Source organism: Candidatus Chloroploca mongolica (assembly GCF_004762035.2).
Lineage (GTDB): Bacteria > Chloroflexota > Chloroflexia > Chloroflexales > Chloroflexaceae > Chloroploca > Chloroploca mongolica.
The window spans coordinates 1-12,125 of the sequence record NZ_SIJK02000032.1 but is presented as its reverse complement, the minus strand read 5'-3'; the positions used below and the strand labels follow the sequence as shown (position 1 = coordinate 12,125).

Below are 12,125 nucleotides of genomic sequence, written 5' to 3'. Positions count from 1 at the left end.
GCCTGCGACCAAAATTGCAACAAGACTGTGGTATGAGGATAAGAAAGAGCAGATGATCTTGTTGCAGTATGAATCACCACCACTGCCGAAAAAGCCGCAGCCGACCAGTCTCGTCTTCTTCTAACTGAATACCCTGATCTTCTAGGTCGGCCAGATCGCGCATGACAGTCGAACGCGGGATACCCAGCCGTGTTGCAAGTTCCGCCTGGGATAAGGGCTCGGTAGCGAGCATCTCCTGGTACCGTGCGAGGCGTTCGCGTTTGCGTTGCTTGCTGCCAAACATTGCAACACCTCCTGTGTGAGCATTACGTCTGCTGTGCTCACCGTACCAGGGTGCTGTTGCAGGTAGTGCAACACCGCATAGATTGTCTGGACGTAAAATGGCCCTGCGAGAAGCCTGGTTCAACAACCAGGCTTCTCGCAGGGCTGTGTTTCATTCTCCTCCCACCCTACTGCTGGCGCACCGGTGCATTCCAGCTCCCCACCACGGCGGGGCACGGCGCCGCCGTGCCCGTACGGGGGCGGCGGCATCGCCGGGGCAGCGGCGGGGTAGGGGCACGGCGGCGCCGTGCCCGTACGGGGGCGGCACGGCGGTGGGGCACGGCAGCGCCGTGCCCGTCCGGTGTAGGGGCGCAGCAGCCCACGGGCCACCGTGGGTGGCATCTGCCCCCGTATGCTGCTGCGCCCCCTGGCGTGTTGGTGGTGCCCCTCCGCCCCGGATTGAATCAAGGAGGCGTTTCATGTCCACGGCAGCAGGGCGCAGCAGCGACGAGGGGGGCGGGGTGATGAACGGGGCGGGCGACTGGGCTGCTGCGCCCCTACGGGGTGGTGGTGCTGGTGCCGCGCGCGGCGGGGGCACGGCGCCGCCGTGCCCGTACGGGGGGAGGGCGATGGGTCGGCGGCGCCGTGCCCGTACGGGGGGGGCGATGGGTCGGCGTCGGGGCACGGCGCCGCCGTGCCCGTACGGGGGATGGGCAAAGGGGCGGCGTGTGGGGCGCGTGCTTCGGCCTGACGGCCATGGGATGGCACTCCTTGCCATTGCTGCTGCGCCCACCGGCATTCTCTACAAAAGAAACCTGCACAACATCATCAAAGCTGAGCTATAATCAAGAAGGTACGTCTTATGCAGACAGAATAGTCCAACAGATGCCACGAGGAGTCCATGAAACTCAAAGGACGTGTTGCGATCATTACAGGTGCCTCTAGCGGGGTTGGCTACGCCACGGCTCGTGTCTTCGCCCGCGAAGGGGCCACCGTCATTGTTGCTGCTCGCCGCCGGGATCGTCTCGAGCACCTCGTTGCTGAAATTGCTGGTGAAGGGCAACAGGGTTTTAGTATTCCCACCGATGTGACCGACTCGACCCAGGTACAACGCTTGATTGAGCAGACGGTTGCGCTGCTCGGCCGGATTGATATCCTGGTCAACTGTGCTGGTGGCATGATGAAGATTTCACCCATCGAACAGTTTACCGATAGCGAATGGCGTTCGATTATTGACACCAATCTGACAGGTGTCTTTTATACGTCAAGGGCCGTTATTCCCTATATGAAACGGCAGCGCAGCGGTACGATCATCAACCTCGGCTCACGTGTCGGCAAGATCGGTATCGCCAATATCAGCCCCTTCAGCGCCGCCAAATTTGCGCTCGCTGGGCTCTCGCAATCGCTCGCCCAGGAAGTACGCCCGTACAATATCTTTGTGACCAATATCATCTCAGGGATGATCAACGCCGATCTCGCTCCACTCAATCCCGATGAGACCTTCCGCCGTCGTTTGCTTACGACCGATGATGTTGCCCAGGCGATTCTCTGGACATGTACGTTGCCAGCGAGTCTCCGCGTTGATGAGTTGCCGATTATGCCGCGACAGGTCGATTTGTGATATGTGGATGGTAGGCGATCAGGAACGGCTTCGCTCGTCCTGATCGCCTACCCAGGGAGCAACTCCCGAGAACAACAATGGTTACGCAAATTATTGGTGACTACGAAATCACGTACGAATCCAACACAGAACCAGCCCTGCTGATCTACCATGTTGTCCGTGGCTACGATGCGCTGACGTTGAACCAGCAGGCAACCGATCTTTTGCGTGAGTTGCTGGCGGTTCAGCAAAAGCGCATTCGTGAGATCGGTGGCTATCGTGCGATCTTTGGCTCGGGCGGCGATGTTGTCTTTTATACCCCTGCCGGTCAACGGGCATGCTACTTTAACGAAGCCCACAGTGTGCTGCTGGCACGGATGCTTGGGGTAACAACTCCCTAGCTCGCTGCTGTCTGCCCGCCTTCAATGAACAGCGAAGGAGCCCCCGCTGTGCCAGGCCAGTTTCCCCTTGATGTCGCCCAACTCCAGACACTTGTGGCCCGTTACCCAACCCCATTCTATCTCTACGATGCAGCAGGGATGCAACGCTCGGCCCGGGCCTTGCAACAGGCGTTTGCCTGGGCACCCACCTTCCGTGAGTTTTTTGCCGTCAAAGCCACGCCCAATCCCCATATCCTGGCCCTGCTGGCCGCAGCGGGTTGCGGGGCCGATTGCAGTTCATTGGCCGAACTCGTGCTGGCTGAACGGGTGGGTTTAAGCGGTGAATTGATCATGTTCACCTCGAACACGACCCCCGCTGAAGAGTTTATCCAGGCGCGACGGCTCGGGGCCTTGATCAACCTCGATGACCTCAACCACCTCGCGTTTCTGGCCCACCACGCTGGCCTGCCTGCGATCCTCTCGTTTCGCTATAACCCGGGTGCGCAACGCACCGGCAATGTGATCATTGGCCGCCCCGAAGAGGCGAAATTCGGTGTCACCCGCGACCAACTCTTTGCCGGCTATGCCGCCGCCAGGGATCAGGGCATCCGCCGCTTTGGTCTCCATACCATGCTTGCCTCGAACGAACGCGAGCCGAGTTATTTTGTCGAGACCGCCCGCATGCTCTTTGAGCTTGTCGCTGAACTGAGTGCAAGCCTGGCGATTTCATTCGAGTTTGTCAATCTTGGGGGCGGCATCGGCATTCCGTACCGCCCCGAAGAAGCGCCGGTTGATCTGCATGCCCTTGGCGCAGGCATCCGTGCCGTCTACGAGGCCACCTTTGACGGGACAGGGCTGCCACGACCGGCCATCTTCACCGAATGCGGCAGGCTCATCACCGGGCCACACGGCTACCTGATCGCCTCGGTACGCCACATCAAACAGACCTACCGCACCTATGCGGGCCTCGACGCCTCAATGGCCAACCTCATGCGCCCAGGGATGTACGGAGCGTACCATCACATCACCGTACCCGCCAAAGCCCACCTGCCCAATGATACGCTCTACGATATCACCGGATCGCTCTGCGAAAACAACGACAAATTCGCCATCCAGCGCCCCCTACCAACGCTCGCCCCAGGCGACCTGATCGTGATCCACGATGCCGGTGCGCACGGGCACGCCATGGGCTTCAGCTACAACGGCAAACTCCGGTCCGCCGAGCTCCTGCTCGAAGCAGACGGACAGATCCGCATGATCAGGCGCGCTGAAACGATTGAGGATTATCTACAAACGATCGTTTAGGGCTAACGTAAAGGGTTGCTACGAACGAAGGAGGACTTCTGGAAAGAACCGGGAGTGGTGGGCGATACTGGACTCGAACCAGTGACCTCATCCGTGTGAAGGATGCGCTCTAGCCAACTGAGCTAATCGCCCGCAGTGACGCGAAGTATACCATACGCGCCGGGGACGCGCAAGTATCGACCTGCGCTTCCAGGGCAACGGCAAAGTCATACATGGAAGCGGAGAAACTAGGTGAACACCTTTCGGCTATGTGGAGGTGCAACCAGCCACCAGCAGCGTGCTGGCTGGCTCCAGCGACTGGCCCTATCTGGCGCAGGACTTCCAGGTCGTCTATATAACCTGGTCGGGCATCAGTCGTGACGAACGCTGTGGGATCACGAAGGCAATGCACAAGCGAATAGCGTGCAACAGAACCCACTCTAAGCCTGGCCGCGAGGAGTGGGTTCTGTCTTGCCTGGCAGTATAGCACGCCTCTGTGCGCTGCGTCACATTCGACAGACGCGATTCAATGGCACCCGGCGATCAGCCTGCCGACTCGTCTGCCGATCAGTTTCAAGGGGGTTTTGACGCTCATACCTGGGGTGTTATGTTATACTTCAGCTCAGGAAACACAAAACCCGCCCTCCTGCCGCCAAGCTTTGGAGCGGGTTCTGTCTGTGGTAGTGATTGTTGTGTGCGTTGCCATTGTAGCATCGCCTGCACATTGCATGCAAGCTGCTGCTCTGGTGATTCACCTCTCTGTGCGTTCACATGGCTTCCTCCGATCTCCTACCTGATCGTCGCTGTGTGCCTGGGGGGGGTGTTGTAGATCCCAGGTATCCTGCGCTCCTGCCTGCCTCGCCCATATGTGAGGGCGTTGCAGATATGTCTGTATGCGTGCAGCCTGGTTGTTCTGTGGTCGTACGTCGTGATGACTCATGCCTGTCGTTGGAGCACCGCCTATGAACAAGCGCGAACTCAGCGAACGCGATATCTGCACCAAGTTCATCACTCCCGCGCTGCGCCGAGCCGGTTGGGACGAGTTGACCCAGATCCGCGAGGAGGTTGGCTTCACCAGGGGCCGGATTATCGTGCGCGGCAAGATGGTGACCCGCGGCCAGCATAAGCGCGCCGATTACATCCTCTCCTATAAGCCGAATATCCCGCTGGCGCTGATTGAGGCCAAAGATAACAACCACAGCCTCGGCGATGGGATGCAGCAGGCACTCGACTATGCCGAGACGCTGGATATCCCCTTCGTCTTCACCTCCAATGGCGACGGCTTCCTGTTGCACGACCGTACCGGCACCTTCCCCCAGCCCGAAACAACTCTCGGCCTCGATGCGTTTCCCAGCCCCGGCGACCTCTGGACGCGCTACCGGGCCTGGAAGGGTTTGCCGCCCGAAACCGACTCGCTGGTGCTGCAGGACTACTTCGACGATGGGGGTGGCAAGACGCCGCGTTACTACCAGGTCAATGCGGTCAATGCGGCGATTGAGGCGATTGCGCGGGGGCAGCAGCGCGTCCTGCTGGTGATGGCCACCGGCACCGGCAAGACCTATACCGCCTTCCAGATCATCTGGCGGCTGTGGAAGGCCGGCTACAAGCGGCGCATTCTGTTCCTGGCCGACCGGAATGTGCTGGTTGACCAGACTATGGTCAACGACTTTCGGCCTTTCGGCCCGGCGATGGCCAAGCTCTCGACCCAGGCCAAAACGATTGAGCGTGATGATGGCAGTTCGGTCGAACTGACCACGGCAATCGACCGCAAGCGGCGGATCGATACGGCCTACGAGGTCTATCTGGGGTTGTACCAGGCGATCACCGGCCCCGAGGAGCGCCAGAAGCTGTTTCGCGAGTTCTCGCCGAGCTTCTTCGACCTGATTGTGATCGACGAGTGCCATCGGGGGAGCGCAGCGGAAGACTCGGCCTGGCGCGAGATCCTCGAATACTTCAGTTCGGCGACCCAGATCGGTCTCACTGCCACGCCGAAAGAGACGAAGTATGTCTCGAATATCGCCTACTTCGGCGATCCGGTCTACTCCTACTCGCTGAAGCAGGGCATCCGCGACGGCTTCCTGGCACCCTACAAGGTGGTCAAGATCCATATCGACCGCGATGTGGAGGGCTATCGCCCCGAGCGGGGCCAGCTCGACCGCGATGGCGAGGAGGTTGCGGATCGGATCTACAACACGAAAGATTTTGACCGCACCCTCGTCCTCGATGAGCGCACCAGGCTGGTGGCGGCCAAGGTGACGGCGTTCCTCAAGGAGCTGAACGACCGCTATCAGAAGACGATCATTTTCTGCGTTGACCAGGAGCACGCTGCGCGTATGCGCCAGGCGCTGGTTAACGAGAATGCCGATCTGATCGCCGAGAATTCGCGCTACGTGATGCGGATTACCGGCGGCGATGCGGAGGGCCAGGCGCAACTGGGCAACTTCATCGACCCCGAGTCGCGCTATCCGGTGCTGGTGACGACCTCGCGCTTGCTCTCCACCGGGGTCGATGTGCAGACTTGCCGACTGATTGTGCTCGACCGCGAGGTTGGTTCGATGACCGAGTTCAAGCAGATCGTTGGGCGCGGCACGCGGGTCCACGAGGATACGCACAAGTTCTACTTCACGTTGATCGACTTCCGGGGGGCGACGAACCACTTCGCTGACCCGGAGTTCGACGGCGAGCCGGTGCAGATCTACGAGCCTGGCGCGGACGATCCGGTCAGCCCGCCCGATGTGGACGATGCCAGCGACGATGCGGAGCTTCCGCCCGACCCGGACGCAGACGAGGCGGTGATCGACGATCCGGGCGGGGTGACCTGGGCCTACCGCCAGGGTGGGCAGCGCAAGATCTATGTTGATGGTGTGAGCGCGACGATTATTGCCGAGCGGGCGCAGTACCTCGACGAGTATGGCAAGCTGATCACTGAGTCGTTGCGCGACTTCACCCGCAAGGCGCTGCGGCGGCGCTACATCAGCCTCGACGCCTTCCTGCAACGCTGGCAGACGGCTGAGCGCAAGCAGGCGGTGGTCGATGAACTGGCCGAGGAGGGGCTGACGCTCGATCTGCTCAAAGAGGTGGTTGGCAAAGACCTCGATCCCTTCGACCTGGTCTGCCACCTGGCCTTCGACGCCCGCCCGCTGACTCGCCGCGAACGGGCCGAGCAGGTGCGCAAGCGCGATGTTTTTGCAACCTATGGTGCCCGCGCCAGGGCTGTGCTCGAAGCGCTGCTGGCGAAGTACCAGGACGAGGGGATGATCAACCTCGACGATCCACGGGTCTTGCAGATCCCGCCCTTCTCGGATCTGGGCACCCCAGTACAACTGATCAAAGCCTTCGGCGACCGCCCCGGTTTCGAGCGGGCGGTGCGTTCGATGCAATCCGCGCTCTATCAGGAGGTCGCCTGAGCTATGCAGGTACGCACACTTGTCAAATCGGTGCAGGATATCATGCGCCAGGATACGGGAGTCGATGGCGATGCGCAGCGCATCAGCCAGTTGTGCTGGATGTTCTTCCTCAAGATCTTTGACGACCAGGATCAGGAACTGGAGTTGATGATCCATGACTACCGCTCGGCGATCCCCGCGCCGTTCCAGTGGCGAGCCTGGGCCGCCGACCCGGAGGGTTTGACCGGCGAGGCGCTGCTCGGCTTCATCAATAACGACCTCTTCCCGGCACTCAAGGAACTCCCGCTCGCAGGCCAGGCCGACAACCGGCGGCGGGTGGTACGCGATGTGTTCGAGGACGCCTACAACTACATGAAATCGGGGCACCTGATCCGCCAGGTGCTGAACAAGATCAACCAGATCGACTTCAACGACCTGCACGAACGCCAGCATTTCGGCGACATCTACGAGCAACTGCTCAACGACTTGCAGGCCGCCGGGAACGCTGGTGAGTACTACACCCCCCGCGCTGTGACCAGCTTCATGGTCGAGCGGCTCGACCCGCACCCCGGCGAAACGCTGTTCGACCCGGCCTGTGGTACGGGCGGCTTCCTGACCTGCGCCATTCGCCACATGCGCAGCCACTACGTCAAGCGACCCGAGGACGAGCGGGCCATGCAGGCAGGCTTGCGGGCGGTAGAGAAGAAGCAGTTGCCGCACATGCTCTGCGTGACCAACATGCTCCTGAACGGGATCGAAGACCCGAGTTTTGTGCGTCACAATAACACCCTGGCCCGGCCCTACATCAGTTGGGAGCAGAAAGATCGGGTCGAGATCGTGCTGACCAATCCGCCCTTTGGCGGCACCGAAGAAGACGGGATCGAGGCCAACTTCCCGCAGCACTTCCGCACTCGCGAGACTGCCGACCTGTTCCTGGCGCTGATCATCCGGCTGCTCAAGCCAGGCGGGCGGGCGGCAGTTGTGCTACCTGACGGCACGCTCTTTGGTGAGGGCGTCAAGACCCGCCTGAAAGAGCATCTGCTGCAGGAGTGCAACCTGCATACGATTGTGCGCCTGCCCAACTCGGTCTTTCGGCCCTACGCCTCGATCGGCACCAACCTGCTCTTCTTCGAGAAAGGCACGCCAACCAGCGAAATCTGGTTCTACGAGCACCAGGTGCCGTCCGGCCAGAAAGCCTACTCGATGACCAGGCCGATCCGCCTGGAGCACCTGCAACCCTGCGTCGCCTGGTGGGGCGGCCCGCAGCGCGAGGGGCGGGTCGAGACGCCCCAGGCCTGGCGAGTGAGCGCCGAGGAGGTGCAGGCCCGCGGCTACAACCTGGACATCAAGAACCCGCACGTGGTTGCCGACGACCACGGCGACCCGCAGCAACTGCTGGCCGACCTGGACGCTGCCGAGGCTCGCAGCGCCGAACTGCGCGAGCAACTCAAGGCCATCCTGGCGGAGGCGTTGCTACGATGAATACCGACCTGCTCCTGACCCACTACCAGCGCATCGCCGACGCCCCCGACGCCGTCGCCCGCCTGCGCCGCTTCATCCTCGACCTGGCAGTGCGCGGCAAACTCGTGCCGCAGGATCCGAGCGATGAGCCGGCGGGGGAGTTGCTGAAGCGGATTACGGCGGAAAAGGCGCGTTTGGTGGAGGCGGGCCTGGCTCGAAAACCAAAAGGGTATCCAAGCCTCGCAGAAGAAGATATACCTTATCCATTGCCCACGAAATGGGCCTGGAGCCAGATTGCAGAGATAGGTATCCTCAGCCCCCGAAATGAAGCACCTGATGATACTGAAGCGTCGTTTGTACCTATGCCTATGGTTCCAGCGGAATATGGTGCCGCAAACAAACACGAGGTTCGTTTGTGGGGTGACATCAAGCGCGGATATACCCATTTTGCCGACGGCGATGTCGGCCTGGCAAAAATCACACCCTGTTTCGAGAATGGAAAGTCTACCGTATTTCGCAACTTGATGGGTGGATTCGGGAGCGGTACGACTGAGTTACACATTGTACGCCCTCTGTTCGTCAATCCAGACTACATTCTCATTCACCTGAAGAGCCCGCAATTCATCGACACTGGTATTCCGAAGATGACCGGCACCGCTGGACAGAAGCGCGTATCAGGCGAATACTTCGCCAGTTCACCCTTCCCCCTCCCACCCCTCGCCGAGCAGCGCCGGATCGTCGCGAAGGTCGACGAACTCATGGCCCTCTGCGACGCACTGGAGGCCGAGCGCGCAGCGCGGGAGGCCACCCGCGACCGGCTGGCGGCGGCGAGCCTGGCCCGCCTGCACCGCCCCGACCCCGACCCGCTGCGCTTCCGCGCCGACGCTGCCTTCGCGCTGGAACACCTCGCCGCCCTCAGCGCCCGCGCCGACCAGGTTCCGGCGCTGCGCCGCGTCATCCTCGACCTCGCGGTGCGCGGCAAACTCGTGCCGCAGGATCCGAGCGATGAGCCGGCGGGGGAGTTGCTGAAGCGACTCGCAAAAGCAAAGACTCTTTGCTTCAAAGCCGAGGGTCTCAGAGAAAGAAGTCCAGTTCAACCACTAACCCGCGATACAGTCCCATTTGAATACCCCGATTGTTGGGAAATCCCATCATTTGATGATGTTTTTGTCATCGTAAGCGGCGTCACAAAGGGTCAGAAACTGCCACCAGATGATCGGATTGAAGTGCCGTATCTCCGTGTTGCTAACGTCCAGCGCGGTTTCTTAGACTTGTCGGTCGTCAAAACTATTACTGTCAAGAGAGGAGATGCGATCCGATTCAGATTGAAGTACGGTGATATTTTGATGACTGAAGGCGGTGATTGGGATAAACTTGGTCGTACAGCTGTTTGGGACGGAGAGGTTAGTCACTGCATACACCAGAATCATGTATTCCGTGTTCGACCACCCTCAGAAGAGATCAACCCCCGCTGGGTGATGATCTATACGAATAGCATCAATGGGCGAGCCTATTTTGAAGATGCCGCCAAGCAGACTACGAATCTTGCATCCATTAATATGACTCAGCTTCGCGGTTGCCCACTCCCCCTCCCACCTCTCGCCGAGCAGCACCGGATCGTCGCGAAGGTCGACGAACTCATGGCCCTCTGCGATGCGCTGGAGGCGCGGTTGGGCGCGGCGGAGGCGACGCGGGGGCGCTTGCTCGAGGCGCTCTTGCATACGGCGGTGGCACCCGAGGAGCCGGGGCCGGTTGCCGATCGGCGGGAGTGACAGCTATGCTGACCCAGGATGAGATCGATCAGCTTGTGGCTCGCTTGCGCACCTATCGCCGGACGCTGGCGCACTACTTGCAGCAGCGAGCCGCGCTCAGCAGCAGCTTCGAGCCTCCCGGCGTGTCTGCCGGTATCCGCGAGGCCCGAACACAGATCGCGCAACTCAAGGCGGCCCTGCGGGCGCAGCACATCGCGGTCGAGGAACATCCCGACGATGTTGAGTCGCTGCCGGTCGCGCCGGAGCCGACACCCCCTCCGACGCCCAATTCGGTCGCAGGTGCGCCACCCTCACCCCACCGCATGCCCTTCGCCCCCTCGCGCCCGCTCGTGCCGCCCGAGCCGATCTTCGGGCGCGACCACCTGCTGCAACAGGTCGGGCGCTCCCTGCGCGATGGTCAGTCGGTCAATCTGGTCGGCGCAAAGGCGCTGGGTAAGACCAGCCTGATCAACTATCTGCTGGCCGAAGACGGCCCGCTACGCCCCACCCCGATCTGTTGGGCCGTGCTGAACCTAGATGCCATCCATCAGGTCGGGCAGTTCTATGCCGCAGCCGCCACCGGTCTGCTGCTGGCCCTGCCCGCCGAGCAGCAGCGCCAACCTGCGCCTGCGGCACTTATTGCCGAAGCCACCAGCGGCAGCGTGGCCGATGCAGAGTTGCTTCGGCGGGTACTGTCGGCCTATGCCAGGCTGCAGCCGATCGTGTTGCCGTTGCTCGCCATCGACAACTTTGAAAAACTGCTGCGCCCGACCTCGGCTCAGGCCTTTCACTTTCCGACCTTCTTCGACGACCTGCGCGAGATGCGTCAGACCCGCCGACTGCTGATGCTGGTCGCCTCGGACGAACGGATTGAGCGCTACTGCACCGAGCGACGCGACGGCCTGACCTCTTCGTTCTACGACGGGTTGATGGTCTACCACCTGCCCGAACTCGCGCCGAGCGACGCCGAGGCGCTGTTGCTCCAACCCGGACGCCACAGCCTGACCAATGCCGAAGTGCGCGCCGCCAGAGACTGGGCCGGCGGGCATCCGGCCCACCTGCAGATCGCCGGCACCGCGCTCTACCGCGCCCGCGACGAAGGCAGCGGCCTGGAGCAAGCGCTGCGCTACTACCGCGATCAGATTCCGCTTCCACTCCCGGCACCGGCGCAAGTCGCCCCGCAACGGCGCGGCGTCTGGGGCTGGTTGCGCCATGCCCTGGCCTGGCTGCTCAGCCTCCCCAAACACCTCGGCCAGTTGATCAAGCGGATCGGCAGCGGCCTCGACGCCCTGAGCGCCTGGATCTTTGGATTGTTCTTTGTTGTCGTCGTCCTGCTCGTCGTGTTCGGAGTCATCCCGCTTGAACAAGCACGGGCCTGGTTGCAAGACATGCTCGGCCTGGGAGGAACGTAACATGCACCAGCCCCAACCAACCCCGCCCAGCAGCGGCTGGGCCGTCATCCGCGCAGGCCTGCTGCTGCCGTTGGAACTCTACCTGCGACCAGACTCCTTTCGCCGCCGGGTGACAGCTCTGTCCCTGGAACTGCCCGAGGATTTTAGTCTATGGCAGGCCCGCCGCTCCTGGCGCGAACCAGCCTTTCGGCGCGGTATAGGGCACCTGCTACGCACAGCGTTGATTGCGCTGGTCTGGGCACTGGCGGCCTTTCCCATCGCGGGCATGTTCCAACTTGCCGGTCTGGAGGTTGCATGGTTTGGCGTGGGCGTGGGCGTGGCCGTGAGCGTGGCCGTGAGCGTGGGCGTGGGCGTGGCCGTGGGCAGGGCCCGGGGCGTGGCTGAGGGCGTGGCCGTGGACGTGGCTGAGGGCGTGGCCGTGGGCGTGGCCATGGGCGTGGCCATGGGCGTGGGCGGGGGCGTGGCCGGGGGCGTGGGCGTGGGCGTGGCCGGGGTCGTGGCCGTGGGCGTGGCCTGGGTCGTGGCCGGGGTCGTGGCCGGGGTCGTGGGCGTGGGCGTGGCCGGGGGCGTGGCCGGGGTCGTGGCCGGGG

General features: G+C 62.0%; 10 protein-coding genes and 1 tRNA gene. 9 read left to right on the top strand and 2 right to left on the bottom strand.

Translation table 11 applies throughout. The annotated features are described in order from the left end of the window. Positions 1 to 73: 73 nt before the first annotated feature. Positions 74 to 283, bottom strand: a complete 210-nt coding sequence (locus EYB53_RS16595) for an HTH domain-containing protein (RefSeq protein ID WP_097654880.1) — start codon at positions 281 to 283, stop codon at positions 74 to 76. A 457-nt stretch (positions 284 to 740) separates the two neighbouring features. On the opposite strand from EYB53_RS16595, the gene EYB53_RS16590 reads away from it, so the two are divergent. The 4 genes from EYB53_RS16590 to EYB53_RS16575 all read left to right on the top strand — a co-directional run bounded on the left by EYB53_RS16590 (position 741) and on the right by EYB53_RS16575 (position 3,546). Then, a complete protein-coding gene (locus EYB53_RS16590; protein WP_135479536.1) occupies positions 741 to 1,106 on the top strand; it encodes a hypothetical protein in 366 nt (121 codons plus the stop codon). Positions 1,107 to 1,162: 56 nt separating this feature from the next. Then, positions 1,163 to 1,882 carry an SDR family oxidoreductase gene (locus tag EYB53_RS16585; RefSeq protein WP_097654881.1) on the top strand — a complete coding sequence of 240 codons (720 nt, stop codon included), beginning with the start codon at positions 1,163 to 1,165 and terminating at the stop codon, positions 1,880 to 1,882. Positions 1,883 to 1,959: 77 nt separating this feature from the next. Further along, positions 1,960 to 2,262 (top strand): hypothetical protein, encoded by a 303-nt coding sequence (locus EYB53_RS16580; RefSeq protein WP_135479535.1) that lies wholly within the window; start codon positions 1,960 to 1,962, stop codon positions 2,260 to 2,262. Positions 2,263 to 2,310: 48 nt separating this feature from the next. Further along, the gene (locus EYB53_RS16575; protein ID WP_205712674.1) at positions 2,311 to 3,546 is read left to right on the top strand and encodes a diaminopimelate decarboxylase family protein; all 1,236 of its coding nucleotides are present in this window, start codon (positions 2,311 to 2,313) and stop codon (positions 3,544 to 3,546) included. 55 nt (positions 3,547 to 3,601) lie between these two features. Here EYB53_RS16575 and EYB53_RS16570 read toward each other — a convergent pair. Further along, a tRNA-Val gene (locus EYB53_RS16570) sits at positions 3,602 to 3,678 on the bottom strand. Positions 3,679 to 4,487: 809 nt separating this feature from the next. Between EYB53_RS16570 and hsdR the strand changes: the two genes are divergently transcribed. From hsdR to EYB53_RS16545, 5 genes are all read left to right on the top strand, one after another. Then, positions 4,488 to 6,932: an EcoAI/FtnUII family type I restriction enzme subunit R gene (gene hsdR, locus EYB53_RS16565; RefSeq protein ID WP_135479573.1), complete on the top strand. Its 2,445-nt coding sequence runs from the start codon at positions 4,488 to 4,490 to the stop codon at positions 6,930 to 6,932. 3 nt (positions 6,933 to 6,935) lie between these two features. After that, the gene (locus EYB53_RS16560) at positions 6,936 to 8,393 is read left to right on the top strand and encodes an N-6 DNA methylase (RefSeq protein WP_135479533.1); all 1,458 of its coding nucleotides are present in this window, start codon (positions 6,936 to 6,938) and stop codon (positions 8,391 to 8,393) included. After that, complete coding sequence (locus EYB53_RS16555; protein ID WP_135479532.1) at positions 8,390 to 10,144, top strand: restriction endonuclease subunit S; 1,755 nt, start codon at positions 8,390 to 8,392, stop codon at positions 10,142 to 10,144. The genes EYB53_RS16560 and EYB53_RS16555 overlap by 4 nt, the downstream gene beginning before the upstream one ends. Beyond that, positions 10,141 to 11,535 (top strand): hypothetical protein, encoded by a 1,395-nt coding sequence (locus EYB53_RS16550; RefSeq protein ID WP_135479531.1) that lies wholly within the window; start codon positions 10,141 to 10,143, stop codon positions 11,533 to 11,535. The genes EYB53_RS16555 and EYB53_RS16550 overlap by 4 nt, the downstream gene beginning before the upstream one ends. A gap of 1 nt (position 11,536) precedes the next feature. Next, a partial coding sequence (locus EYB53_RS16545) for a hypothetical protein (RefSeq protein WP_205712673.1) occupies positions 11,537 to 12,125 on the top strand: 589 nt, incomplete at its 3' end.